27 protein-coding genes are annotated in these 26116 nt (G+C 62.9%); 16 read left to right on the top strand and 11 right to left on the bottom strand.

What is annotated here, in order from left to right:
• Positions 1-31: 31 nt before the first annotated feature.
• Complete coding sequence (locus tag AKN83_RS16635; protein ID WP_157113418.1) at positions 32-1081, top strand: hypothetical protein; 1050 nt, start codon at positions 32-34, stop codon at positions 1079-1081.
• Here the strand turns inward: AKN83_RS16635 and AKN83_RS16640 are convergent.
• From AKN83_RS16640 to AKN83_RS16655, 5 genes are all read right to left on the bottom strand, one after another.
• Positions 1023-1847 (bottom strand): SCO family protein, encoded by an 825-nt coding sequence (locus AKN83_RS16640; protein ID WP_050405169.1) that lies wholly within the window; start codon positions 1845-1847, stop codon positions 1023-1025. The genes AKN83_RS16635 and AKN83_RS16640 overlap by 59 nt on opposite strands.
• 403 nt (positions 1848-2250) lie before the next feature.
• Entirely contained in the window at positions 2251-2496 is a 246-nt protein-coding gene (locus AKN83_RS39685) for a hypothetical protein (protein ID WP_157113419.1), read from the bottom strand.
• Between the two features lie 163 nt (positions 2497-2659).
• The gene (locus AKN83_RS39690) at positions 2660-3124 is read right to left on the bottom strand and encodes a hypothetical protein (RefSeq protein ID WP_157113420.1); all 465 of its coding nucleotides are present in this window, start codon (positions 3122-3124) and stop codon (positions 2660-2662) included.
• On the bottom strand, positions 3090-4592 hold the full coding sequence (locus tag AKN83_RS16650) for a CYTH and CHAD domain-containing protein (protein ID WP_050405171.1): 1503 nt from the start codon (positions 4590-4592) through the stop codon (positions 3090-3092). The genes AKN83_RS39690 and AKN83_RS16650 overlap by 35 nt, the downstream gene beginning before the upstream one ends.
• Before the next feature lie 992 nt (positions 4593-5584).
• Positions 5585-6487, bottom strand: a complete 903-nt coding sequence (locus tag AKN83_RS16655; RefSeq protein ID WP_050405323.1) for a LysR family transcriptional regulator — start codon at positions 6485-6487, stop codon at positions 5585-5587.
• Positions 6488-6648: 161 nt separating this feature from the next.
• On the opposite strand from AKN83_RS16655, the gene AKN83_RS16660 reads away from it, so the two are divergent.
• The 5 genes from AKN83_RS16660 to AKN83_RS16680 are packed head-to-tail and all read left to right on the top strand — an operon-like array spanning position 6649 to position 10683.
• Positions 6649-7476 (top strand): creatininase family protein, encoded by an 828-nt coding sequence (locus tag AKN83_RS16660; protein WP_050405324.1) that lies wholly within the window; start codon positions 6649-6651, stop codon positions 7474-7476.
• Between the two features lie 19 nt (positions 7477-7495).
• Positions 7496-7921 (top strand): cupin domain-containing protein, encoded by a 426-nt coding sequence (locus tag AKN83_RS16665; RefSeq protein ID WP_050405172.1) that lies wholly within the window; start codon positions 7496-7498, stop codon positions 7919-7921.
• Positions 7918-8745, top strand: a complete 828-nt coding sequence (locus tag AKN83_RS16670; protein ID WP_050405173.1) for a cysteine hydrolase family protein — start codon at positions 7918-7920, stop codon at positions 8743-8745. Before AKN83_RS16665 ends, AKN83_RS16670 begins: the two co-directional genes overlap by 4 nt.
• A 50-nt stretch (positions 8746-8795) precedes the next feature.
• Positions 8796-10097 carry an FAD-binding oxidoreductase gene (locus AKN83_RS16675; protein WP_050405325.1) on the top strand — a complete coding sequence of 434 codons (1302 nt, stop codon included), beginning with the start codon at positions 8796-8798 and terminating at the stop codon, positions 10095-10097.
• A 1-nt stretch (position 10098) separates the two neighbouring features.
• Positions 10099-10683: an NAD(P)H-dependent oxidoreductase gene (locus AKN83_RS16680; RefSeq protein WP_050405174.1), complete on the top strand. Its 585-nt coding sequence runs from the start codon at positions 10099-10101 to the stop codon at positions 10681-10683.
• 63 nt (positions 10684-10746) lie between these two features.
• Here AKN83_RS16680 and AKN83_RS16685 read toward each other — a convergent pair whose 3' ends face one another.
• Entirely contained in the window at positions 10747-11169 is a 423-nt protein-coding gene (locus AKN83_RS16685; RefSeq protein ID WP_244522002.1) for a RidA family protein, read from the bottom strand.
• Between the two features lie 261 nt (positions 11170-11430).
• Here AKN83_RS16685 and AKN83_RS16690 point away from each other — a divergent pair, with 261 nt between their 5' ends.
• The 6 genes from AKN83_RS16690 to AKN83_RS16715 all read left to right on the top strand — a co-directional run bounded on the left by AKN83_RS16690 (position 11431) and on the right by AKN83_RS16715 (position 16981).
• The gene (locus tag AKN83_RS16690) at positions 11431-12426 is read left to right on the top strand and encodes an ABC transporter substrate-binding protein (protein WP_083992128.1); all 996 of its coding nucleotides are present in this window, start codon (positions 11431-11433) and stop codon (positions 12424-12426) included.
• 8 nt (positions 12427-12434) lie between these two features.
• A complete protein-coding gene (locus tag AKN83_RS16695) occupies positions 12435-13289 on the top strand; it encodes an ABC transporter ATP-binding protein (protein ID WP_050405176.1) in 855 nt (284 codons plus the stop codon).
• A complete protein-coding gene (locus AKN83_RS16700; RefSeq protein WP_050405177.1) occupies positions 13286-14086 on the top strand; it encodes an ABC transporter permease in 801 nt (266 codons plus the stop codon). The genes AKN83_RS16695 and AKN83_RS16700 overlap by 4 nt, the downstream gene beginning before the upstream one ends.
• A gap of 5 nt (positions 14087-14091) precedes the next feature.
• The gene (locus AKN83_RS16705; RefSeq protein ID WP_244522021.1) at positions 14092-15444 is read left to right on the top strand and encodes an amidohydrolase family protein; all 1353 of its coding nucleotides are present in this window, start codon (positions 14092-14094) and stop codon (positions 15442-15444) included.
• Between the two features lie 15 nt (positions 15445-15459).
• Entirely contained in the window at positions 15460-16485 is a 1026-nt protein-coding gene (locus tag AKN83_RS16710) for an aromatic ring-hydroxylating dioxygenase subunit alpha (protein ID WP_050405179.1), read from the top strand.
• Positions 16486-16747: 262 nt separating this feature from the next.
• A complete protein-coding gene (locus tag AKN83_RS16715) occupies positions 16748-16981 on the top strand; it encodes a hypothetical protein (RefSeq protein ID WP_063695379.1) in 234 nt (77 codons plus the stop codon).
• Positions 16982-17105: 124 nt separating this feature from the next.
• Here the strand turns inward: AKN83_RS16715 and AKN83_RS39695 are convergent, their stop codons facing one another.
• Positions 17106-17333: a hypothetical protein gene (locus tag AKN83_RS39695; RefSeq protein ID WP_157113421.1), complete on the bottom strand. Its 228-nt coding sequence runs from the start codon at positions 17331-17333 to the stop codon at positions 17106-17108.
• Positions 17334-17457: 124 nt separating this feature from the next.
• On the bottom strand, positions 17458-17640 hold the full coding sequence (locus AKN83_RS39700; RefSeq protein WP_050405181.1) for a hypothetical protein: 183 nt from the start codon (positions 17638-17640) through the stop codon (positions 17458-17460).
• Here AKN83_RS39700 and AKN83_RS41220 point away from each other — a divergent pair.
• The 3 genes from AKN83_RS41220 to pucL all read left to right on the top strand — a co-directional run bounded on the left by AKN83_RS41220 (position 17561) and on the right by pucL (position 19914).
• A complete protein-coding gene (locus AKN83_RS41220; protein WP_244522022.1) occupies positions 17561-17821 on the top strand; it encodes a hypothetical protein in 261 nt (86 codons plus the stop codon). The genes AKN83_RS39700 and AKN83_RS41220 overlap by 80 nt on opposite strands.
• A gap of 90 nt (positions 17822-17911) precedes the next feature.
• A complete protein-coding gene (gene uraD / locus AKN83_RS16725; RefSeq protein WP_050405327.1) occupies positions 17912-18793 on the top strand; it encodes a 2-oxo-4-hydroxy-4-carboxy-5-ureidoimidazoline decarboxylase in 882 nt (293 codons plus the stop codon).
• 227 nt (positions 18794-19020) lie between these two features.
• A complete protein-coding gene (pucL, locus tag AKN83_RS16730) occupies positions 19021-19914 on the top strand; it encodes a factor-independent urate hydroxylase (protein WP_157113422.1) in 894 nt (297 codons plus the stop codon).
• 49 nt (positions 19915-19963) lie between these two features.
• On the opposite strand, the gene AKN83_RS16735 is transcribed toward pucL, so the two are convergent.
• Positions 19964-22684 (bottom strand): molybdopterin-dependent oxidoreductase, encoded by a 2721-nt coding sequence (locus AKN83_RS16735; RefSeq protein ID WP_050405183.1) that lies wholly within the window; start codon positions 22682-22684, stop codon positions 19964-19966.
• A complete protein-coding gene (locus AKN83_RS16740; protein ID WP_050405184.1) occupies positions 22681-23502 on the bottom strand; it encodes an FAD binding domain-containing protein in 822 nt (273 codons plus the stop codon). The genes AKN83_RS16735 and AKN83_RS16740 overlap by 4 nt, the downstream gene beginning before the upstream one ends.
• A 124-nt stretch (positions 23503-23626) precedes the next feature.
• Between AKN83_RS16740 and AKN83_RS16745 the strand changes: the two genes are divergently transcribed.
• Positions 23627-24979: an 8-oxoguanine deaminase gene (locus AKN83_RS16745; protein ID WP_050405185.1), complete on the top strand. Its 1353-nt coding sequence runs from the start codon at positions 23627-23629 to the stop codon at positions 24977-24979.
• A gap of 57 nt (positions 24980-25036) precedes the next feature.
• Here AKN83_RS16745 and AKN83_RS16750 read toward each other — a convergent pair whose 3' ends face one another.
• Positions 25037-26113, bottom strand: coding sequence for a BMP family ABC transporter substrate-binding protein (locus AKN83_RS16750; RefSeq protein ID WP_050405186.1), 1077 nt, complete (start codon positions 26111-26113; stop codon positions 25037-25039).
• Between the last annotated feature and the right edge of the window lie 3 nt (positions 26114-26116).

Genomic DNA, 26116 nt, shown 5'->3' on the forward strand with positions numbered 1-26116 from the left:
CATCAGGTCGATCGTGCTCCTCGTTACGGGATTGATCCTCGCGGCCGGCTTCATCCTCGACGGCCGCTCCACGGCCGCGGCCTATCTCGTGGCCTGGGTGACGTGGGGCGCGGTTCCGATCGGAGCGCTCGCGTTGTGGATGACGGGCTACCTGGTTCGTCGCGTCTGGACCGAGGCACTCTACGCGCAATTCGTCGCGGCGACGGCAACGTTGCCGGTGATCGGCGTGGCCTCGCTGCCGGTCCTGCTTTTCATCAGGCAGCTCTATCCGGCGGCAGCCGATCCGTCCGCCTTGCCGTCATTCAAGGCTTACTATCTTGCGCCCTGGTTCTTCATATCGCGGGGCGTGCTCTATCTCGGGCTCTGGATCGGGTTCGCAGTGTGGCTGCGCCGGGCGTGGCGCAACGACGACGCCATGGTACGCGCCGCGTCGGCGGGGTTGGTCGTCTACGCCTTGACCGTCTCGCTCGCCGGCGTCGACTGGATGGAATCGCTCGAGCCGGACTTTCATTCCTCGATCTACGGCCTTCTTTTCCTTAGCTTTACGCTGCTTAGCGGCTGTTCGTTCGTGCTCGGCGTCAGCCTGCTCTCAGGACGCAGGATCGGCCGGAGTGCGGGCTATAGCGGGCTGCTGCTCTCGCTGATCCTCCTCTGGGGTTACCTGCATGCCATGCAGTACATCGTGATCTGGTCGGGCAACATCCCGGACGAGGTGTCTTGGTATCAGGCCCGGTCGGAGCAGGGGTGGCAATATTTGCTCGCTGCTGTCGCCCTCGGACAGTTCGTCCTGCCGTTCTTCACGCTGCTGAGCGCGACGGTTCGCTCCAGCCCCCGCGCGCTGATGAAACTCTGCGGGCTGACCCTGCTGATGCGCTGGTGTGAGGCAACGCTTCTGATCCTGCCGGCGGTTCACAATATTGCACCGCTGACGACGGCGCTGATGCTGCTTGCCGCAGTGCTCTTCACTGGATCACTGCTGTGGCTGGCTTTCGACAGGGCGCTGGCCAATGACGGCCGCCTCGTCAGCCAGGCTTGGGGGAGACGCCACCCCGCCGGATCAGAAGCGCCACCAGCACGATGAGGGCGGCCGTTGTAATCACGACGGCGCCTGCTAGCACCCGCCAGATTGCGAGGGTGTAGACGCCCGTTGCGGGATCGAAGCCGTAGCAGAGCAGGTGGATTTGATCGGACCAGCTACCGATATGGCCGCGGCCGGCCTCGACCAGCGCAAGCCGCAGGCTGCCGGGATCGATGGCGAGGCCGGACAGCGAGCGCGAAATGCGGCCATCGGGCGTCACCACGAATGCCGCGATGGGGTGCGCGAACTGGTCGCGCTGGCTGTCGTAGCTCGTCCGAATGCCGAAGGCCGCCAGTAGCGCGTTCACGGCCGAAGGGGTTCCGCGCAAGAATGTCGCATGATTTGCCACTTCGCCGCGAGTAGTGACCTGCTTTGCCTTCATGGCCCGGGCGTCGCCAGCCGTGTCCTTTGGATCAAGGCCGAGCACCAGCAGCCGGAAATCGAGCCCAGGCCGCAATCCGGTATCAGCCAAAGCATTCGAGACGATCGACAGCAGCGGACCGCAAAGTGTCGCGCAGGTGTAATCGGCATTGATCCAAACGATCGGGGTCGTTTGCAGCCATGCCCGAAGAGGCCGGGTCTGATCCTGCTCGTTCGCAAGGGGCACCTGGAGCGGCAATTGGTTGCCCAGGGTGGACGTAGCTCCGACATGCTCCAATTGATCCCGGTTGAGCGCGGCGTGCGCGCACGGCGCGGGGCTCACGAGAGCAACCAGCAGTCCCATCCAGATCGAGAAGACAGAGGAGCTGGTCTGTTGAAAGCGCGTCATAGCTGAACCGGGGACATCCGCAAGGCAAGTGCGGCGCGTTGACAATGGTTCCTGAAGACCTGCGCTTTGGCAAGGCTCGCGGTCCCGCGTTCCGCGTCCGTCCGCGGCGGCGCCCCTCGCTACGGTCCATTGGCCGTGTTCCGCTCGTAACCTAGGTTGTGGTTGCAACCCTCGTCTGCGTAAGCTGCGGCGCAATGGTGAGCGCGGACGCTCCCGCAGACGGAAGATTTCCGGCAGGCCGATTCGGTCGCATGGCGCTGTTTGCCGCAATCGCGGGCAATGCAGTGGCCGCGCGAGCTGCGAGCAAAGGCCTCCGGGGTAGACGGGCAGCGAGGCCTCGCTTCTGAGGCGCGGCAGTGGTGAGAACCTGCGGATCGCCGGATTTGCCGGGCGAGCGCTGATCTTACATCCGATGATGCCGCTTACGATGCTTGTGTGCGGTCATGCCGGAGCCGCCGCTTTTCATTTTCGTATCGCTGGCCGTCGCGCCCGGATTCGCGGAGCCTGGACTGCTGCTCGCGCCTTGGCCGCTCGCATTTGCCGGAGAGTTTCCTCCGCCGCCACCAGCGCCGCCGCCGCCCTGAGCGGATGCAGTTGCGATCGATCCAATAACAAGTGCAGCGGCTAAGATGACGTTGGTAAATCTCATTGGGTTTCCTCCGACTGAACGTGAGGCGAACCCGTGAGATTTCGAGTCGTTCCAAACGGGCTATTCTGTTGTCGCGATCGGACAAGGGCGCGAAGTGCTGGGTACACGACAGTGTGCGAGTCGCGGCCGCCGATAGCGCCTCGCTGTCTGGAAACGTAACGTGCTATCCGCCGGGATGCTTGTCGATGTTCTGTTTCGCCAAGGCAATCGCTTCCTGACGGCCCTGATAGGTCATCGTTCGAATCGTCTGACCTCCCGAGAGAGAGGTGATTTCGACCAGAGAACCACCGCCTGGCTGCTCGATGACGACCAGTCGATGACCGCGGTACAGAAGCTCGTCTGTCACAATCTGCTCCCGCTCAATTGAGCCAAGCGCTAATGGAGCAATCCCGGTTCGGAGCTGCGCGCCAAAGATCGACGTGCAATACTGCTTGGCGGACGGTGCCGGATGTGAACAACGGGGATTGCGCTCGCTTGTTCCTTTTCCGATTCGTCTCTCCTCGCGGCTTCCCTCATTCTTGTTTCGCAGCGTCGAGGCCGTACTGGGGCCACCTGAAGGCTCTCCAAGCGCTGCACCCGCGGCCAAATTCGGTTTAGCGGGGCTCAACGCCCAAAGGATGCAGGCCATGAAGCGCTTTCGTGGCGACCTTCATAAGGTCATGGGTGGCCTCGCGCTCTTGGCCGACGACGAGGCCCGATGTGAAGGCTTGGGCGCGGCGGTTCGCGGGCGGCGCCGTTAACGCGGCCTCCATCGCCAGCTTGCGATGGGCCACGAAATCGTTCAGCGATCCTAAAGCGGATTGTATCCGCTTCAGCCGATTGGAGAGATGTGCGAGCGCCTTCCGATCCGCATCCCTATAGAGGCTCCCAAAGAAGTCTACGGCATAGCGGATCTTCTTGATCTTGATCCGCAGTTTGTGCCGCTGTTTCGCATCGAGATCGTTCAGCCGCTTGCCCTGCTTTCGCGCCTTCCTGATTCGGCGATCGAGAACGTCCTTCGCATAGGCGCCGATCGATTGATCATTCGATGCGCGGGACCGTCCCGTTTCGATCCACTCGACCGTATCTATCAGCAGGTGGCGGTAGCGGGGGGAATCAATCGCGTCACGCGCGCGTCGGAAAGCTGCGATGCGTTGCTGTGAAAATTTCTTGCGGATTGCACGTGCGCCGCGTCTCGGTGCGTCATGCCTCGCGATTGGCTGAATGCGTTCCCCGACAAATACGTCGATCTCTCGCGCCGGTGCGAGTTCTGTCGTGAGCCATTTGAGCCCCGCCTTGACCCGCGCAGTATCTGTGTGCGGCAAGATATCATCGAAGAGGGAGATGGCAGCTCGTAGCCGCCGCAGGCCAACGCGCATCTGATGCACGCCCTCGGAATCCATGTTCCGCACCGGATCGCTGTTCGCGGTGATGTGACGAACCGTCGAGTGCGCAATCACGCGGAATGCATCGCGCGGCGCAAATTCGCGTTCGAGTTGGATCGGCTCGGCATGCTGCGCGCCCTCAATATGTCCGGCGACAAGCTGGAAGCCGCGCTCCGCCTTCGAACTCGGATCAAGTTCAGCGCCAGCCCTGCGTTCGATACTGCGCGCCAGTCGAAAAAGATCGGCCAGATGTCCAGACTTCAGCTCCAGTTCGACCTCGGCAATGGGCCGCGAGCGCCGTCTGGCGTTAACCTGGCCACGATCGACAGCGACTTCAATTTGGCTCTTCCGAACTCGTCTTATCTGCGCCGTGCGGTGGACGCTGGTTCGAAAGACCGGCCGTAACTTGCGAGCAAGCTTTCCGTCAGCCAAGTCTTCGAGAGGCGTGGTCTTTGCCTTCTTGAGGTCAGGCCTTTTATCGGCGAGCTCACATTCCCATTCGCCCCGCGTTACGGCCGCGCCCGTGACCTTCAGGGTCTGCATGTAACGATCGCCGGTCTTGCGGACGCGAAGTGTTAGACCGTGTCGTCTAAGCTTATTCTTCTTCGTGTCATAATAGGTCGACACAAGTACTCGTTCGGATAGGTCGCCGGCCAGCCGACCGCCGTTGCGCAAGATGGAGGACAATTTGCGCGGCGCAACGCGGAATTTCAGTTCGGTTTCAGCATTCATCGGCAAGGAATCCGTTGCTGACGTAAGCGGCGCAACAGCTAGAAGTTCCACACTTGGGGCGCGTGCGCCTGATGTCGACTAATGAACCAGGGGGTGGGAACGCCCTCCAAATAGCCGGCCCGATAGGATCGCATCGAACCATCACTTCCAGGGGTGTGGCGCCGATATTGACTGCGACGGCTAACGCCATTCCGGGGATGACTTCCATGCGTCCGAACCGGTCCGATGCCGCTTCGCAGGGCTCGGGCGCTAACTCGGACCAACGCAACTTGACGGCCGGCTATCTTGGGAGCTCTTCGACAGGTCAGTTACGGCTGCCGATCTAAGATTGGCGTGACGCGGGACATCCTCGGGCTGTGCGTTGCGAGGGGCGGGTCACCCATATGCTGGCAATCGGGGTGTCGGCGGTAGACTCAGTCAAGCGGGAATGACTCAGATCCCCACCTGAATCGACAAGGGCCACTTGGCCATAGATTCTTTGATTTGCATAAGGCTCGTTGTGCGAAGCTGGGGCGCAGTGCCAAATGCCTGGTCCTGAAAGGTATTTGTCGGCAAGAAATGCAGCTATTTCCTTGTCCAAGCATCGCAAGCCATTGATATCGAGCCCTGGTGCGCCCACCCATCAAATCAAATGGTTGGCAGCCCTCCGCGAGATCAAAGCTCGAATCTGTCAGGGGGGCTTTGACGGAACGGGGCCCGTTTCGTTGTCTCCGACCTTACAAGCTCCCGTCGAAAACAGGCGAGCGAGCTTCTCCATCGCACTCTCTGCCAGCCGCAGATCGGTCCAGAATGCGCTCCCAACCTCTTTCAGGGCGTGGCCTGTGAAGGTTGCGGGCCAGGGCCAAGCGCACCACCGCAGAGCCCCCTGGAGGTTCGTGAACCGTCGGGTGCTCATTGATCCCCGCGTCGATCGCCGGACCAGCGCGGCGGATCGGATCGCCCTCGCGCTGGCCGGTCCAGATCGCGCGGATCCGCTCGGCTCGGCTGGATTTTTACAAGATGGTACTCAGCATCATTGCCTTGAGCATTTCGGCGAGGACACTCGCAATGGCGCTGGTGCCACGCTCGTGACCGATCAGCATCAGCGCCTGAGCGTCATTGGTGAGTTCGCGGACCGGAACGTAAGCGAGCCGGCCCGCCCTGCGTTCGAACTCGATGTCGAAGGGGGTGAGGAATGTGATGCCGTTGTCCAGAATTGCGGCGTGCCTCATGATCTCGATGGAATTTGTCTCGATGATCGGTCGAAGATCCAGCGCTGCCCTCGTGAAAGCGGCATCGAGGTAGGGTCGTATCGCGCTGCTGCTGTCGGCAATGATGATCGGGTAGTCGACACAATCGTTGAGACGAATACTTGCCCGTTTCGCCAATGGATGGTCCGGAGCCATCACCCCGCCAAGCCTGGCAACCGCGCGCGCCAGCAACTTCAGGTTCGCATCTTTGGCGAAATCGAAGCCGATCCCGAGATCGGCCTCTCCGTTTGCGACCGCGGATTGGATTTCTGCCCCGGTATTGAAGAGCGTCAGGTTCAGCTTGACGCGCGGGTTGGCGAGGCGGAATTCTTTCACCGTGCCCGGCACGAGGTTGGAGGCGAGCCCGCTCATCATCGCGACTGTAATCTCTCCGCGGCGCAGTCCCTTGAGTTCCTCGATCTTTGCCTGAGCCCGCGTCAACTCCTTCAGCGTTTGCCGGATGTGCCCGATCAGGACTTCGCCCGCGGCGGTCAGGATCAACTTCTTTGGCAGACGCTGGAAGATCGGGGTACCCAGTTGCGTTTCGAGGGCGAGGATCTGGCGACTGATGGCGGAGGCTGCGACGTTGAGGTGGTTTGCCGCCTTGCGGATCGATCCGGTCCGCGCAACCTCGTCGATGTAGCTCAGGAGGCGGCTATGCAGCATCGTCACCGATCCGAAAGATGATATGCCGACCATGGCGCGCCGTTGCCCAAAAGGCAACGGGGTTGCCGAATCTAAGCGCTTTGAAGTGATGGATGCACGTGCAAGATCCTCGGTCGGTGGTCCACGCATATGCGGGGTTGGCCACCGGCTCGGGTCTTGCGATGGCAGTGAAATCTCGTTGGTGGTGGGATCTCTCGACAGGTGACTTCGCCGAACTCGATGGCGAACGAGCCGTCGCGATCCTTCCGGTTGGCGCCGTCGAGCAGCATGGGCCGCATCTGCCGGTCAAGGTCGATGCGGCGATCGGATGGGGGATCGTGACCCGTGCGGTCGAGTTGATGCATCCCGATTGTCCCGCGCTCGTGCTTCCGCCATTGCCGTATGGCAAGTCCGACGAGCATCTGGCGTTTCCGGGCACGCTGACGCTCTCGCATGAGACGCTTGCAAAAGTATGGTGCGAGATCGGCGAGTCAGTGCACCGCGCCGGGGTCCGCAAGATCCTGTTCCTGAACTCGCACGGCGGCCAGCCGCAGCTGCTCGAGATCGTCTGCCGCGACCTTCGCGTCCGCTTCGGCATGTTTGCGGCGACGACGATGTGGCCGCAATTGATCGACATGACCGATTTGTTCGACGCGGACGAGATCCGCCACGGGATTCACGGCGGCCAGATCGAAACCAGTGTGATGCTGCATCTGGCGCCGGAGACCGTGGCGATGAGCCGGGCCGAAAACTTCGAGCCCGCGACGACGCGGGTCGCGCGCGATTTCGAGATGCTTGGACTGGAAGGCGTCGTCAAATTCGGCTGGCAGACCCAAGATCTTCATCCCAAGGGCGCCTGCGGCGACGCCACCAGGGCAACCGCCGGGCTCGGCAAGATGGTGGTCGAGCGCGCGGCCGCGCGCCTGGTGACGCTCGTGGACGAGATCGCCCGGTATCCGCTGGCGGCGGTTGCGACCCGCACCGCATTTGATCAGCCCGAGCAGATCTGAACACGACAGGAACCGACGCATGGCATTCGGTATCGCGCAACTTGCCCAGACCAAGGCCTTTCGCATCTCGCCGAACGACACGAATTATTTCGCAATCCTGTTCGATCATGCGACTGACGGAATAGACAATATCTTCGTCATCGAGATCTTCCGGCCCGGCGGCGCCACGCCGCCGAACGAGCACGCGATCGCGCACGAATTCTTCCACGTCTTGCATGGCGAAGGACTCGCCAGCTGCGACGGCAGGACGGTGCCGATCCGGAAGGGCGATTCGCTGCTGCTGCATCCGGGCTCCCAGCATGTGATCGAGAATACCGGTGCCGGCAAGCTCTACACGCTCACGGTGATGACGCCGAATGAGGGGTTTGCGGAACTGATCCGTGGCGGCGAGCCGGTGGAGCTCGATGCGGAGGATATCCGCGTCCTGCAGGGACACCAGTCATGAACTTTGCTTCCCGCCATGACCCGGCCGCCGAACCGCTCACGCCGCTGGGTTCGAGCGAGCGCAACCTCTGGCTGGTGTCGGACAGCCGCGCCGATTTGGTACGACAGCCTGTTCCGCCGCGCCCGGTTGCGCTGCGGGCCGATGGCAAGGTGATTTCAATCGACCTTGCGCGCAGCGCAATCATCATCGTCGATATGCAGAACGATTTCTGCCACCCGGACGGCTGGCTGGCCCATATCGGGGTCGACATAGCGCCGGCGCGTGCACCCATCGAGCCGCTGCGGCGTCTGCTGCCGGTGCTGCGCGATTGTCGAATGCCGGTGATCTGGGTCAACTGGGGTAATCGGCCGGACCGTCTCAATCTCAGCCCGGCGCTGCTGCACGTCTACAAGCCGAGCGGCGCCGGCATCGGCCTCGGCGACGCGTTGCCGCGCGCCGGGGCACGCGTGCTGGAGCGTGGCAGCTGGTCTGCGGCCGTGGTCGAGGAACTCGCCGTCGCGACCTCCGATATCGAGGTCGCGAAATACCGGATGTCGGGTTTCCAGGATACCGAGCTCGACAGCATTCTGCGCAATCTCGGCGTCACGACGCTGATGTTTGCGGGCGTCAACGCCGACCAGTGCGTGTTGTGCACGCTGCAGGACGCAAATTTCCGCGGCTACGACTGCCTCCTGCTGCAGGATTGCACGGCCACGACGTCGCCGGATTATTGCCTCGCCGCCACCCTCTACAACGTCCGCCAGTGCTTTGGCTTCGTCGTCAGGTCGAACGAGATCCTGGCCGAACTCGCCAGTGCGCAATCCAGCCAGGACGAAACGTCGTGAGCGAGCTTTCCGCCAGCGCGCTGGACCTGCTAGTTGCCGATCTCGGCGACATGACGGTGATCCGTGACCACAAGGTGGTGCGGCGCCGCTCGCGCGACTTCTTCTGGTACAGCCCCATCCTGAATGATCTGCTGAATGACAAATCGGCGGACCTGATTGTCGTCCCGCGCGACGAGAACGAAGTCATCCGGCTCGCTGCGGCCTGTGCGCGCCATCGCGTGCCGCTGACGGTCCGCGCCGGTGGCACTGGAAACTATGGTCAGGCGGTGCCACTCAAAGGCGGGGTGCTGCTGGATATCATGGCGCTGTCGGCCATTGAATGGACGGCGCCCGGAACGATACGTGCTGGCGCGGGCGCGAAGCTCAGCGCCATCGACGCCGACCTGCAGCCGACGGGCTGGGAACTGCGCATGCATCCGTCCACCAAGCGCACGGCGACGATCGGTGGCTTCGTTGCCGGCGGTTCCGGCGGCATCGGATCCGTGACGTATGGTGGATTGCGCGAGCCGGGCAATATCCAGGCAGCCCGCATCGTCTCCGTCGAGGAAACGCCCCGGGTCATCGAACTGCGCGGCGAGGCGGCACAAAAGATCAACCGTGCCTATGGCACCACGGGAATCATCACGGCACTGGAAATGCCGCTGGCTCCGGCCTGGCGCTGGATCGACGTCGTCGTCTGCTTCGACGACTTCCTGGATGCGGTGGCGGTCGGATACGAGGCAGCTCTTGCCGATGGCATCACGAAGAAGTTGCTGTCGCCGATCAGCTGGCCGCTCCCGTCCTACTTCGGTGCGTTGAGACCTTGCGTAGCCGACGGACAGAGCATCCTGATCGCGATGATCGCCGAGCCGTCGCTCGAAAGCTTCAAATCGTTGCTTGGTCGTCGCGGGACCATCTCGCTGGAGACCCTGACCGATGACAGCCCGGGCCAGGTGCCGCTCTACGAATACACCTGGAATCACACCACGCTGCAGGTCCTGAAGTCCGACCGCACCGTCACCTATCTGCAATGTCTCTATCCGCATGATGGCCTGATGGAGAAAGTTGCCGAGATGGAGGCGCTGTTTCCGGATGAGGTGCTGCAACATCTCGAGTTCATCCGCTTTGGCGGCCGGGTCACCTGCAGCGGCCTGCCGGTCGTGCGCTACCGCGGCGCTGAGCGACTGAACGAGATCATCCGGATGCACGAGCAGCGCGGCGTTTTCATCGCCAATCCGCACGTCTACACGGTCGAGGACGGCAGTCGCTACAAGCGTGCCGACGCGGATCAACTGGGCTTCAAGCGCGAGGTCGATCCGCACAATCTGCTCAATCCCGGCAAGATGCGAAGTTTCGTCGCTGCCGGGTCGTGATATGCGCGTTCTCTATGTCTACTGCCATCCGCTTGCCGACAGCTTCCACGCCGCGATCCGCGGGGAGGCGCTGGCCGGGCTCGCCGAAGCCGGCCATGCCGTTGATCTGCTCGATCTCTATGCGGAGGGATTCGATCCGGTCCTGACGGCTGAACGTCGGCGCGACTACCACGACCCCGTGCGCAACCGGTACAGCAATCAGGCCTACGCCGACCGCCTGATGGCGGCCGACGCGATCGTGGTGCAGTTTCCGACCTGGTCGTTCGGGCCGCCAGCCATGCTCAAGGGCTGGTTCGATCGAATGTTCGGCCCCGGCATCGCGCTCGATCTGTCCGATCCCGCGCGGGCACAGCCGATGCTGCATCACGTCCGCCGCATCTGCGGCATCGCAACCTATGGCCGCCCGCGCTGGCAGGCGATTGCGATGGCCGATCCGCCGCGCAAGCTCATCAAGCGATATCTGCCGTGGTTCACCGGGGCAAGGGCGACGACGCGCTATCATGCGCTCTATCACATGAACGTTGCCACGCCGGCCAAACGCGCGCGCTTTCTGGCCAAGGTCAGACGCGAAATGCGCCGGTTCTAGAGCTAGGTCCGTCCGGGACGGCTTTCTTGACGCGAGCGGAAATGCATTCGGCTGGAAAGCTCGCTAGCTCGGGTCCGGCGCGGCAGCGACCGCTTCGATCTCGACCAGGAATTCCGGCCGGCTGAAGCCGGACACGATCATCAGGGTCGAGGACGGCGGCGTCCCGGGAAATAGCCGGTCGCGTGACCGCATGTAGCCCTGCATGTGCTCGCGCGCCGTCACATAGGCGTTGAGCCGGACGATGTCCGCCAGCGTCATCCGATCTTCGGCGAGGATCGCTGCGATGTTCGCAAAACAGAGATCGGCCTGTGCCTCGCTGTCCGGCGGAACAGTCCCGTCGCTGCCGGCGCCGAGCTGCCCGGACGTGAACACCAGGCGATGTCCGGCCGGCACGGCAACGCCGTGGCTGTATCGTGCGAACGGGGGACGAATTGCAGGAGGGGAAAGCGCGCGCAAGCTCATCACCACAGGCTCAAAATTTGTCATTGCTGCTGCCAGCTTAGGCCACGGCGTTGCCGCCGGCATGCCGAAATTTGGCTGATCGGCGCCGACATTTGGTGCCTGTTGCTCAACAAATCGGCGTTGCCGGAAAAGCAACAGATCGCTCGAATCAAAATGCTTTCGGGCGACAGTCGACGCGTGCATCCTGAGTTCATCGAGGGTGCGATCCGCGCGAGCGGGTTGCCGTCCAGACAATATTGAAATCATCCGCAGCTGGCATTCACCGGACGGTTAAGGGTAGCCATGATGGCCATGACGATTGCCTCCCGAACGTTTGCTTCCGCCCTGGTGGGGAGCGCCTTGCTTGTGCTGTCGCTCGCTCCCGCTCGGGCTGCCGACAAGGTCACCTTCCTCACCAGTTGGTTCGCGCAGGCCGAGCATGGCGGCTTCTATCAGGCGAAGGCGACCGGTCTCTACGACAAGGCCGGCCTCGACGTGACCATCAAGATGGGCGGTCCCCAGGTCAACGGCACGCAGCTTCTGCTCGCGGGCGATGCGGATTTCATCATGGGCTACGACATCCAGGTGATGAAAGGGCGCGAGCAGAACCTGCCGCTCGTGACTGTCGCATCGTCGTTCCAGTTCGACCTGCAGGGAATCATGACCCATGACGACGTGCCGGACCTTGCAGCGCTGAAGGGCAGGCCGATCTTGATCGCGGGATCCTCGCGCGTGACGTTCTGGCCATGGCTGAGGGCGAAATACGGTTACAGCGACGACCAGATCCGGCCATACACGTTCAACCTCCAGCCGTTCTTCGCCGACAAGACCATGGCACAGCAGGCCTACCCGTCATCCGAGCCGTATCAAGCGCAGGAGCAGAAGGAGAAAGTGAAGTTCTTCCTGCTGGCAGATGGCGGCTATCCACCCTACGGCTCGACAATCGTGACGACCGAGCGAATGGTCGCCGAAAAGCCGGACGTGGTGGCTCGCTTCGTCAAGGCTTCGCTCGAAGGTTGGCGCGACTATCTGCAGAATCCTGCTCCGGCGAACGGCCTGATCAAGGCTGACAATCCCAAGATGACCGACGGGCAGATCGCGTTTGCGATCGAGAAGCTCAAGCAGAGCAAAGCGGTCGACGGCGGCGACGCAGCGAAGCTTGGCATCGGCATCATCACCGCCGAGCGCTACAAGCAAGTCTACGACTTCCTGGTGGCCGGCGAGCTGCTCGATCCTAAGACCGCTTGGCAAAAGTCGTTTGACGACCGTTTCGTCAAGGATCTCAGGATTGGCGTGAAATAGGAGCGGCCATGAACGTTCTGCCGCCGCCCTGCGCGTTCGATCACGACACCGGGCCCAGGACGACCTCCGAAGGCCGTCCGCCCGTCGTCGAGGTGCTCTCGGCGGAGAAGCTGTTTCCGAACCGCACGCGGGGCCTTGCGCCGATCGACCTTACGATCGCGGACGGCGAGTTCCTGACGCTGATCGGCCCCTCCGGCTGCGGCAAGAGTACCTTGCTCAAGCTGATCGCCAACTTGATCGAGCCAACCGACGGTCGGCTGTTGTGGTGGCGCGGCGACCACGGCCAGGTCGGGCAAGAGGGAAGACGGCTCGCCTTCGTGTTCCAGGAGCCGACCCTGATGCCCTGGGCGCGCGTCGAAGCCAATGTCCGGCTGCCGCTTGAGCTTGCCGACATGCCCAGGGTGGAGGCGGCCCCGCTGGTCGAGGATGCGATCGCGCGGGTCGGCTTGTCAGCGTTCGGTCAACACTACCCGCGGCAGCTGTCGGGCGGAATGAGGATGCGGGTGTCGATCGCCAGGGCGCTCGTGACGCAGCCAAACCTCCTCCTGATGGACGAGCCCTTCGGCGCACTCGACGAGTTCACGCGCAACAAGTTGGACGACGATCTCGTTCGGCTGTGGTGGGACCGCAAGCTCACGACAGTGTTCGTCACCCATTCGATCTATGAGGCCGTGTTTCTCTCGACCCGGATCATCGTGATGGCTGCCGGTCCCGGCCGCATCTTCCGCACCATGACAATCGACGAGCCGCAGCCGCGTGGGGTCGGGTTTCGCGACAGCCCGAAATTCGCTGCCTATTGCCGGGAGCTCTCGACCTGGCTCGCTGAAGCTTCGCTGCCGCGGTCGAGCGGGGGCGAAGCATGAAGCCGCTGCTGCAATCGGACGCCTTCGTCCGGGTCGCGGCTCCGGTCGCCGTCGGGATCGTGCTGTTCGGCTTGTGGGAGGGCAGTTTCCGCCTGGCCTCCGTTCCGGTGTACCTGTTTCCCAAGCCGAGTGATATCTTCATAAGCCTCGTGCAGCACGGTCCGTCGCTGCTGCGGGCCCTGCTGGTGACATTGCGGGTGACGCTGCAGGCCTTCGTTGCTGCGACCGTGATTGGCACCCTGATCGCATTCATGTTCGTGCAGAGCCGGGCGATCGAGGTCAGCCTGTTTCCCTATGCGGTGCTGTTGCAGGTCACGCCGGTGGTCGCGATTGCGCCGCTGATCATCATCCTCGTGAAGAATACCCAGATATCGCTGACGATCTGCGCGACCCTGGTCGCGCTGTTCCCGATCATCTCGAACACGACGCTAGGTCTGCGCAGTGTCGATCCGGGCCTTGCAAACTACTTTCGGATGAACCGGGCGAGCCGATTGAAGACCCTGATCAAGCTTCGCATACCCGGTGCGTTACCCTACTTTTTCGGCGGGCTGCGCATCTCGAGCGGCCTCGCGCTGATCGGCGCAGTGGTCGCCGAATTCGTGGCAGGCACGGGAGGGCGCTCTTCGGGCCTCGCCTATGAGATCCTCGATGCCGGTTTCACGCTCGATATTCCCCGCATGTTCGCGGCACTGTTCCTGATCACGCTGACCGGCGTCTTGCTGTTCACCGTCATGGCGGCGCTTTCGCGGCTTGCGTTATCGAATTGGCATGAAAGCGAGATCCGGGCCGAGACATGACATCAATGCTGATCGAGAATGCCACCGGGATCTTCACGGGCCTGCCGGGCGAGGCGATGCGAACGACCGGCGCGATCCGGATCCGCAATGGCGTGATCGTTGCAATCGGCGCACTGCAGTCCGAGCCTGACGAGCGCAGGCTCGACGCAAGGGGCTGCGTGATCTATCCGGGTCTCGTATCGACCCATCACCATATGTTCCAGAGCGTGCTGAAAGGTGTTCGCGAAGGCATCAATCTTCCGCTCGCAGGGTGGCTGCGCTCGGTACCGTACCGCTTCTGGTCCGCGATCGACGAAGAGGCCCTGGCGGTCGCTGCGCGGATTGCACTCGCCGAGCTGCTTCTCTCGGGCACCTCCACGGTCGCCGATCACCACTATCTCTTCAGCGACACGTTTCGCTTCGATCCGGCGCAGGTGATTTTCGACGTTGCGCGCGACTTCGGCATTCGCCTCGTGTTCTGCCGCGGAGGCGCGACCGTCAGCCGCCATTTCGATACCGATCAGTTTGTGCCGATGCCGGTCGAAACGCTGGATCGGATGCTGCAATCGGTCGAGGCCTGTGCGCAGCGCTTCCACGATCCGTCGCCGGCCAGCCTGACCCACGTCGCACTGGCGCCGACCACGCCGACCTGGTCGCTGGATCCGGGCCAGTTGCGCGAAGTGATCGCCGCCGCGCGGCGCATGAAGCTGCGGCTGCACAGCCATCTTTCGGAAACGTCTGACTATGTCGATTTCTGCTTGTCGGTTCATGGCAAGCGGCCAGTCCATTGGCTCGCAGAGCACGACTGGCTCGGCGAGGACGTCTGGTTCGCGCATCTGGTCCATCTCGATCCAGAGGAGGTGGCGATCCTGGCCCGCTCCGGCACTGGCATGGCGCATTGTCCGCAGTCTAATTGCCGCCTCGGTTCCGGTATTGCGCCGGCGGACGCGATGGCCCGGCTGGGCGGCGCGGTGTCGCTCGGTGTGGATGGCGCGGCCTCCAATGAGGCGGCTGACATGATCAGTGAGATGCACAGTTGCTGGCACACGCATCGCGCCGTGAAGGGGGCCGACGCGGTGACCGCGGAAGACGTCGTGCATTGGGCCACGGCGGGCGGTGCGCGCGTGCTGGGCCTGCCGCGCGTCGGTACGCTGGCGCCGGGCCAGCAGGCCGATATCGCCATCTTCAGCCTGGACCAGCCGCGCCACTTCGGCATGCATGATCCCATGATCGCGCCGGTGACGTGTGGCGGCTCGGCGCACGTTCGCCATTTGCTGGTCGGCGGTCGCCTGGTCGTCGAGGACGGTGCGATTCCCGGCCTCGACATGCAAAAGCTGAAATTCGATGCGGCCCGCGTTGTCTCGCGTCTGGCTGCCTGAACCGCGGAGGAAATGATGCTCGCTACCAAGCAACCCGTGCTGCGCCGCTTCTGGTACGCAACGATGCCTCTCGACCATCTGAGGGCAGGTCCACAGCCCTTCACTCTGCTGGGGGAGCCGATCGTGCTGTTCCTGGATGCCAATGGCGCGCCGGCCGCGCTCGAGGATCGCTGCTGCCATCGTACCGCCAAGCTGTCGAAAGGCTGGTGCAACAATGGGAATATCGTCTGCGGCTATCACGGCTGGGAGTACGACCGTGACGGCAAGCTGGTCATGGTCCCGCAGTTTCCCTTCGAGCAGCCGATCCCCGATGCCAGGGCGCGCTCGTTCCGGGCCAGCGCACGATACGGTTATGTCTGGGTCGCCCTCGATGAGCCGTTGAGCGGCATTCCCGACATTCCCGAAGAGGGCAAAACGGGCTATCGCCGCATCCATCAGTTTTACGAGAAGTGGGACACGGCGGCGCTCCGCCTGATGGAAAACTCGTTCGACAACGCCCATTTCGCGTTTGTGCACAAGGGGACGTTCGGCGACATCAATCAGCCGAAGCCCGAGAAGTACGAGATCACCGAAACCGAGGATGGTTTCGACGCCGAGACCATCATCACCATCCGCAATCCGCCGAACGCTTTCCGGATCAGCGGAACGACCGATCCAACCACAAGGCGTCATCAGCGCAACAAGTGGTTCATGCCGTTCTGCCGCCGCCTCGACATGGAGTATCCGTCCGGCATTCGTCACATCATCTTCAATTGCGCGACGCCGATCTCCGACGGCCAGATCCAGGTCGTGCAGTTGCTTTTCCGCAACGATACCGAAGCCGATTGCTCCACCCAGGAACTGATCGATTGGGACGCCGCCATCATTGCGGAGGATCGCGAGATGCTCGAATCGACTGATCCTGACGCGATCGTCGACATGAGCCGGAAGCTCGAAATGCACATGCCTTCCGATCGGCCCGGGATGATCATGCGAAAGCGCCTGTTCGCGTTGCTGGACGAGCACAACGAAAAGGAGCAGCCGAGGGAGAGGGTCGCTTGAACCGAGATGAACTTCCGCCGCTGAGATCTGGAAAGCCTACGTTGCTTCGATGGGCAGTTGCGCTTTCCGGGCCGTCCGCCCGGTGCAGCGGTCGCCCGTTCGGTGCAATCATTTGCGATGGGGCCGGTCGCGTTGTGACGGAAGCGAGCGCTGCGATTTCCCACGAATCCGCGGGATTAATCCATCGGCAGTATTGGCCGTACACGGCCTACGACGCTTAGAACTCAGACCGATCGATGCATCTGGGACTTGGAGCGGTTCTGTGAGATACACCGCGGGTGTTGTCCGGTCGGTGCTCACTGAGGAGTGCCTTCAGGAGATCCGGCTCTGGCCGGGATGCGAGGCTGTGGCGGAGGTCGGGGTACTTCGAGACCCCAGCGGCGGCTTCTCGGTGCATGTCGTGCATTACGGCACCGCAAAGAAGTGGCTCGCCGATCGCGCCATTCGTTGCATCACGCGTGAGAAGCTGCGGTGGTATCACCTCGAAATGGAATAGCCGTTGCGGGCGGCGAAGCCAAGCTGATGATGGGCTCCAGTCCGGCAAGGCGTCTGTCGCGACTTCGGCCTGACCGACAGGGCCAGGCCGAAGATGTCTTGGCGCGCCACAGTCTGGAGTTGGTCTAATGTCCGGCCGGAGCCGAATAGCCGCCGGCGTAATACGAGGGCACGGGGCTGCTGATCCTGGGTGGCTGCCAAGCCGCGTAGGCGTCGGCAGGCCGGGACTGCGATTGCTGGGTCGGCACAACATGCGCCTTGCGGTGACGTTCCGCGGCAGTAGCGCCTTGCGAGATCGATCCGAGCAGCAGACCAGCTAGAACGGTGCAGACAACGCGAGTGTTTTTCTTCATTTGGTTCTCCCTTGGGCGTCCGGCCGGAGGAATCGTCGGCCTTGTTTCTGGCAAATAGTGGCGGCGCCGGCGTTGCTTAGCCCGGCTGCAATCACGAAGTGGTGCGCAAAATAATTGGGCGCGACTAAATTTTTGGCAGGGGGTATCGTGCGGCGATGTCGATCAGCCGCACACACAACATGCGAGAAGCACAGCCGATGAAGACGATGATCCTGCTTGTCACGCTGCTGGCCGCTTCCGCCGCGGCCGCAGAGACGCGGACAACGCCCAAGGCAGCCCCAAGGGCCGCAACCGCACCTGCGGACATCTGCGCTCCTATTGGTCGCACCGCGAAAGGCGAACTGGTCTATTCGATGAAATGTCAGGATGTACCGGTAGCCGCAGCGCCGGAGGCCGAGTCCAGAGCCGCTGCGCCGCCACCGGAACCAGAAGTGCAACGGTCTGGATTGTTTGGTTGGTCCTACGACCGGCGGAAGCAAGGGGACTAGTGCGTTGCAGCAGGGGTGTGCATTGCACGGGATGATCTCCGGTGCATCGCGCCGCGAACCCATCCATCGAATGAACGAGTGGACGAAGTCATGACGACGTTGATCGGTCTCAACAATGCGAGCCGGAATGATTTTGTCGCGGCTCTTGCCAACGTCTTCGAGCATTCGCCGTGGATTGCCGAGCAGGTCGCGATGGATCGGCCCTATGCCGGCATCGCTCAATTGTTCACGGCGATGAAAGCCGCGGTCGAGCGGGCGCCGGCCGAACTGCAACTGGCCTTGATCAAGGCGCATCCCGATCTCGCCGACAAGACGCAACGTGCGGCAGGCCTCACCGACGACTCCTTTGCCGAGCAGAATGGTGCGGGACTAGACCGCCTGTCGGATGCTGAATACGAAGCGTTTCAGCGTGTCAACAATTCTTATCGCGCCAAGTTCGGCTTTCCCTACATCGTCTGTGTGCGCCGCCACACCAAGGATTCCATTCTGCGCAATTTCGAGCGACGCCTGCCGAATGACATCGCCGTCGAAATTACGAACTCGGTGGAAGAAATCTTTCGAATCGCGGCACTGCGGCTCGATCAGACCGTAACGGCCGACGACAGGCTTGCCGTTCACGGGCGCCTCTCGACCCACGTGCTGGATACCCATAGTGGCAGGCCAGCCGCCGGGGTCGCCGTCGAGCTGGTCGAACTCTCGGAACTTGGTGTGAGCCGCATCGTGACGCGTGCCTCGACAAACGCCGACGGGCGGACCGATCACCCCTTGATTGGCGGACGGCCCGTTCCGGCCGGGACATACGAGTTGCGGTTCAACGTCGGCGACTATTTCGCCGGGCGCGGCGTACCCCTGTCCGATCCGCCGTTCCTGGACAGGATACCCTTGCGCTTTTCGGTCAGCGAACCCGAAGGTCACCTCCACGTACCGCTGCTTGTCACACCATGGAGCTACGCGACCTATCGCGGCAGCTAGAAGGTGTCGGGCGAAATGGAAGCCGGTCCACGCAAAGAGCGTTCGTCGAGGCGCGAATCTGACGTCCCGTAACCGCTCTGGGGCGAGGTCGCAGGCGGTGGACGGTTGCCGAAAGGCGCGGCATGCATGGTGAAGATTCCGGCAGCGATCGCCCGCGCCGTGGATGCCGCCCGGTCCAGTGCGCGGCAAGGGCTTGCCGATGGCACGAACGTTGCTCGATACTGGCCATGACCGGCGGCCGGCGCCGCCGCCGTAACGCCATTGCTGGAGACTGTGACGTGCCGCTGATCAAGAACCGATATGGCAAGGGCCGGGTCCGTGTGATGCGGATTCACCGCGATGGAGACCGGCAGGAGGTTAGTCAGCTGAGCATCAAGGCGATGCTTGAAGGCGATTTCGCTCGCACCTTTACCCACGCCGACAACAGGATGACGGTCTCGACCGACACCATCAAGAACATCGTCAACGTGGTGGCGCGCGAGAACACCGGTCTCTGTACCGAGGAGTTCTGCCAGGTGCTGGCGAGGAAATATCTCGACACCTATCCGCAGATTTCATCCGTCGCGATTGCGTCGCACGAGACCAAATGGAGCCGACTGAGTTTTGACGGCAAGCCACATCCACACAGCTTCGTGCTCGACGCCAACGGTCGTCCGACGGTTGAAGTTGCGATGACCCGCGGCGGCGCGCCGTCACTGGTTTCGGGTATCGACGGGTTCGCGTTCATGAAGTCGACCCAATCGGGCTGGGAAAACTACGTCAAGGATCGCTACACTACGATCCCGGAGACTGCGGATCGCATCTGCGCGACCAGCATGGTCGCGTCATGGGCTTGGGCCGCAAAGCCCGATAGTTATCCGGCCGCGAATTCGCTTATCCTCGCTACGGTGCTGAAGGTCTTCTCGACAACCTACAGCAGGAGCGTGCAGGACAGTCTGTACCGGATGGGCGAGGCGGCATTGGCCGCAGTTCCTGAGATATCCGAGATCAGCATGGCCTGCCCGAACATGCACTTCATCCCGATGAATCTTTCGGCCTTCGGCCTGGACAACAACAACGACGTGTTTCTGCCCACCGATGAGCCTCATGGCCAGATTGAATGTACGGTAGGGCGGCGATAGCCAGGGCCGGTTTTTCGGAAGAGCGCTTCGCACCTTTCCGGATCATGCGTTAGCCGAATTTCTTGAGCAGTTCCGGAAACAGCCGGTCCGGCTTGAAGGGAACGTCGGTAAAGCGGATGCCGGTCGCGTCGGCGATGGCGTTGCCGAGCGCGGCGGCGACGGGATTGTAGGGGCTCTCGCTCATCGATTTAGCGCCCATCGGGCCGATGCTGTCGGAGGTGTCGGCGAAATGGACCTCGGTGCGCGGCACGTCGGCGAAAGAGGGGACGTGATAATCCCGGAATTTCGGATTGATCACGCGGCCTTCGTCGTCGATCAGCAGCTCCTCGTAGAGTGCTGCGCCGAGCGATTGCGCGACGCCGCCCTCGACCTGGCCGCGGCATTGCATCGGGTTGGCGACCCGGCCGGCGTCCGCGGCCTGTACGCTCTTCAGGATTTTGAGCGCGCCGGTGCCCTTGTTCACGGCGACGCGAAACCCTTGCACGTTGAAGGCAACCGAACGCGGCGTGCCCGCCGACGTCCCGCTTGCTTGCAGGGTCTGACCAGCGGCGCGTGCCGATCGTGCAAGCTCGGCATAGGGCAGTCGATGCTGGCCGCAGACAGCGTGACCGGCTTCCAGGATCCAGCTGCCCGGATCACTCCCGGTCATCTGGCCTGCCAGCGCCTTCAGTTCGCGCGCCAGGTTTTCTGCGGCCGCTTGCGTGGCGCTGCCGGCCACGAAAATCCCGGCGCTGCCATAAGCGCCGGTGTCGTGGCCGCCATGAGCGGTGTCGGACTGCCTCAGGCGGATGCGATCGACCGACGTGGCGAGCGCGGTGGCCGCGATCTGGCGGTGGACCGTGCTGGTGCCGTTGCCGAATTCGGCGGTGCCGACGGTTAGCTCAAAGCGCTCGTCGTCGCAAAGCCTGATGCTGCAATCAGCGACGTGGCCGGCAGGCGGCACGGTGTCGATCATGGTCAGTGCGATGCCATTGCCGATCAGCCAGTCGGTGGAGAGCTGCGGGGAGGGGATTTCCTCCGCCATTGCGCGCTCAACCAGATCGAGACACTGGTCGAGACCATATGAACCATATCTCACATCGTGATATTCGGAGCCAGGCGGCGAGAGCATGGGGTCGCCTGGCTTCACCATATTGCGACGGCGCATTTCGTAGGGTGAGATGCCGAGCTGCCTGGCTAATTCGTCAATCGCGGCCTCGACGGCGATCAGCGTCTGGGGCAGTCCATAGCCACGGAAGGCGCCCGCCGGCAACGTGTTGGTATAGCAGGCGATCGCGTCGACCTTCTTGTTGGGACAGTTGTAGACGCTGATGGATTCGCTGACTGCATGGAATAGCACCGGCCCCGCATGATTGCCGTAGGCGCCGGTGTTCGAGAGCACGTCGAGCTGCAGCGCGGTCAGTCTGCCATCCTTGTCTGCCCCGGCCTTCACGGTGACGCGCATCGGATGCCGCGTCGAGGTCGCAACGAACTGCTCCTCGCGCGTGAGTTCGAGCTTGACTGGCCGCCCCGTGCGAAGCGCGGCAAGCACGAGGATGTCCTCGACCAGCATCTCCTGCTTGCCGCCAAAGCCGCCTCCGACGCGCTCGCAGAACACCCGGACCTTGTCGGGCGGCAACTTGAAAAGGCCGGCCAACGCGCGGCGGGTGAGGAATGGGACCTGCGTGCTGGAGCGAATGTTGAGAATGCCAGAGGCGTCAAGCCACGCCAGTCCGCCATGGGTCTCCAGTGCCGCATGCTGGACGCGCTGGGTGGTGAACGTGCCTTCATAGCTGACGGCCGCCTCTGCCAGTCCGCGCGCGACGTCGCCAAATTCACCATGCGTTTCCGCGACGATGTTGCGCGCGGCGTTGGCGACGCGGTGCATGCTCGTCTTGTCGCCGTGAATCAGCGGGGCGCCGTCGGCGATCGCCGCGGCCGGATCGAACACGGCGGGGAGTATCTCGTAGTCGACCTTGAGGCGGCGGCATGCTTCCTCTGCGGCGGCTTCGCTGTCCGCAACCACGGCGGCGACTTTCTGGCCGACAAAGCGAACGATCGTGTCGAGCACCCTGGTGTCATCTGGATCCATCCAGTCGCGCTCGTGTCGGGCGGTCGAGAACAGGCCGTCAGGCGCATCTTCATGCGTCAGCACCGCGTGGACGCCAGCGACCCTCAAGGCGTCCGTCTTGTCGATCCCGATGATTCGTGCGTGGGCGTGAGGAGAACGCAGGAGCTTGATGTGCCGCAAGCCGTCGATCGTCGTATCGAAGGTGTAGGGCGCGGCACCGCGTACGATGAGGGGACCCGCGGGCGCCGGCAGGCTGCGGCCGAAGGCGGTACCGGTCGTCGCGTCCTCGATATTGATCCTGCCGTCGAGCGCATCCTGGATCACACGATAGCCGGTACAGCGGCAGATATTGCCCTTCAGCGCGGCATCCAGGTCCTGCCTTTGCGCCTGGTTCAGCGAAGCGCAGGTCAGGATCATGCCGGCGGTGCAGAAGCCGCATTGGAATCCTTGCGCATCGAGAAACGCGCGCTGGAGCGGATGCGTTCCGTTCACGCCGGCGAAGCCCTCGATGGTGGTCACCGCGTGACCGTCGGCGCGGAATGCCGGGATCAGGCAGCTGTGGACCGGGTCGCCGTCGAGCAGCACGGTACAGGCGCCGCAGTCCCCGGCATCGCAGCCCTTCTTGACGCCGAGATGACCGAGCTCACGCAGGAATGTGCGCAGGCATTGCCCGGGACGCGGCGGATTCGAGAACGTCTTGCCGTTGACCTCGAACGTCATGGGCGTGCCTGCAATTCGTCGCGAATCTCTTCGGCAAGCCGCAGCGTCATGTGCTTGCGCCACAGCGGTCTGCCATGGACGTCGGCGTGGTAAAAGCCGTCCGCAATGCGACGCAGGATCGTGTCGCGCAGTTCGTCGGCACGAGGAATGGCAGCAAACGACATTTGTACGGGCCGGATCGTCGCGGCGGTGACGGTCAGCGTGAAGGCGCCGTCATGCGCGACAGTGCCGATCAGAACTGCGGCAGAGCGGCCGACCGGCGTCAGCGAAATCTGGCGGAAGGCCGAACGCCGCTTCAGGGCGGCGATCGGGATATCGATCTGCCGCAGCAGGTCGCCGGGCGCGAGCACGTTTGCATGATCGCCGGTCACGAAGTCGATGACCGGGATGGTTCGCTCTCCGCCGCGGGCTGCCCAGATCGTGCAAACGCCATCCAGTGCCGAGGTCAGCGAAATCATCGGTCCGGCCGGAAGCGACATGCAGATGTTGCCGCCGACGGTCGCGGTCTTCCAGATCTTGAACGAGGCGAGAAAGGCACGGCAGCACTGGTTGATCAGCGGTGCGGCCATCCAGTCCGGCGAGCAGGCCAGGACATCGAGCTGCGCGACCGTGCAGGTCGCCGCAATGGTGAGGTGTGTGTCGCCGATCGTGAGCGCCGGCCAGTTCAGGTCGGTGAGATCGATCAGGCGGGTGAGATGCACCTGGGGTTCGGAGAACAGCCAGGTGCCGCCCGCGAGCCAGGCATCACCTGCCGTCCAAACGGGCAGTTGCGTCCGCGACAGCGGATGGACGACCTCGGTAACGGTGTTCAAGTCCATGGATGCGTCAACGCTTTCAACATGAGACATCATTGACTAAGAAGTCTTGCAAGAGCAACGCCAAGTGCCGCGGGACCCGGGACGTCCCTGCAGGCGAGCGGCGGGCGGTCGCCGGGAGACGAAAATGACGGATCAAATGCAGCCGATCTGGATCAAGGATCCCCTCGCGGTTCTGGCTGACGGAGCCGAACGCGGCGTTGTCGTCCAGGGCGGCAAGGTCGTCGAATGCGTGGGGCGCGGGCAGGAGCCGTCGACTGCGAATGTCGCGGTCTACGACGCGGGCAACCATGTCGTGCTGCCCGGCCTGATCAACACTCACCATCATTTCTACCAGACGCTGACAAGGGCGTTGCCTGCTGCGATGGATCGCGAGCTGTTTCCCTGGCTGCAGGCGCTCTATCCGGTGTGGGCGCAACTGACCCCGCAATCGCTCGAGCTCGGCGTCAGCGTCGCGATGTCCGAGCTGCTGTTGTCGGGTTGCACCACGACCACCGATCATCACTACGTGTTTCCGGCCGGCCTCGAGGAGGCGATCGATATCGAGGTCGCGGTGGCGAGGCGGCTGGGTATCCGTGTGCTGCTCACGCGCGGCTCCATGAACCTGTCGCAGCGCGACGGCGGATTGCCGCCGGACAGTGTGGTGCAGGACGAAGATGCGATCCTTGCCGACAGCGAGCGGCTGGTGTCGAAGCATCACGAGCGCGGCGAGGAGGCGATGGTGCAGATCGCGCTAGCGCCGTGCTCGCCGTTCTCGGTAACGACGTCGCTGATGCGCGCGACCGCCGATCTCGCCGGCAAGCTCGACGTCCGGCTACACACGCATCTTGCCGAGACCGAGGACGAGAACAGGTTTTGCCAGCAGACGTATGGTTGTCGTCCGCTCGATTACCTCGAGCAATGCGGCTGGTTGAATGCCCGGAGCTGGCTGGCCCACGGCATCTTCTTCGACGCTGTGGAGATGAGGCGGCTGGCTGCGGCCGGAACCAGCGTCAGCCATTGTGCCTGCAGCAACCAGATCCTGGCCTCAGGTTGCTGTCCTGTCTGCGAGATGGAGGAGGCCGGGGTGGCGATCGGCCTCGGCGTTGACGGCTCGGCGTCGAACGACGGGTCGAACCTGATGCAGGAGGTCCGCGCCGCATTCCTGCTGCAACGCGCCCGCTACGGCGTCGCGAAGGTCAGCCACAGGGATGCATTGCGATGGGCGACGAAGGGCTCGGCCGCCTGCGTCGGTCGCCTCGAACTCGGCGAGATCGCGATCGGCAAGGCGGCTGACCTCGCGCTGTTCAAGCTTGATGAGCTGCGCTTTTCCGGTTCCGGCGACCCGCTCGCCGCGCTCGTGCTCTGCGGTGCGCACCGTGCCGATCGTGTGATGGTCGGCGGCAGATGGGTCGTGATCGATGGAGCGATTCCCGGGCTCGATGTCGGGGACCTGATCCGCCGCCACAGCGCTGCCGCGCTTGCGATGCGTGCAGGATAGAGTCAAGGCAATGGCCCGGGCTATATCGCCCGGGCCCTGTTTTCGCCGGTCGCAGCCTTACTTCCCGGGGATCTTGTCGTCGATCCCCTTGACGTAGAAGTTCATGCCGAGGATCTGGCCATCCTGGAGATGATCGCCGCCCTTGCATTCGACTTCCTTGCCGTCCTGCGCGACGACGGGACACTTGAATGGATGCGACTTGCCGGCGGTGATGGCCGCTTGGGTGTCCTCCGCCATCTTCTTCACGTCGTCAGGCATGTTGGTGTAGGGAGCCATCTCGAACATCTTGGTATCAAGGCCTCCCCAGGTGTCCTCGGACTTCCAGGTGCCGGCGAGTTCAGCCTTGACGCGCTCGATGTAGTAGGGCGCCCAGGTGTCGAGGATCGAGGTGAGCTGCGCCTTGGGACCAAATTTGATCATTTCGGAGTCCTGGCCGAACGCGAGCTTGCCGCGTTCGCCCGCCACCTGCATTGCTGCCGGGCTGTCAGTGTGCTGCATGATCATATCGGCGCCCTGGTCGAGCAGTGCTTTGGCCGCGTCAGCTTCCTTGCCCGGATCGAACCAGGAGTTCACCCAGATAATCTTGACCTTGATGTTCGGGTTGACCGTCTGGGCGCCCAGCATCGTCGCGTTGATGCCCGACACGACTTCCGGAATCGGGAACGAGCCGATGTAGCCGAGCACGCCGGCCTTCGACATCTTGGCCGCGATCTGACCCTGAATGTAGCGGCCCTGGTACCACCGCGCCGAATAGGTCGACATGTTCTTGTCGCGCTTGTATCCGGAGCAATGCTCGAAATGGACGTTGGGATACTTCTTCGCGACCTTCAGCGTCGGATCCATGTAGCCGAACGAGGTGGTGAAGATCAGCTTGTTGCCGGCGCGCACGAGCTGCTCGATCGCGCGTTCAGCGTCCGGTCCTTCCGGAACGTTCTCGAGGAACGTGGTTTCGATCTTGTCGCCCAGCTCCTTCACAAGGGCTTGCCGCGCCAGTTCGTGCTGATAGGTCCAGCCGAGGTCGCCGACCGGTCCGAGATAGATAAAGCCGACCTTCAGCTTGTCGGCGGCCCAAGCGCCGCCGTTGATGCATCCGGCCATGAGAAGCGCTGCGGCCGCGAATAATGCTCTCTTCATCTC

Source organism: Bradyrhizobium embrapense, assembly GCF_001189235.2.
Lineage (GTDB): Bacteria > Pseudomonadota > Alphaproteobacteria > Rhizobiales > Xanthobacteraceae > Bradyrhizobium > Bradyrhizobium embrapense.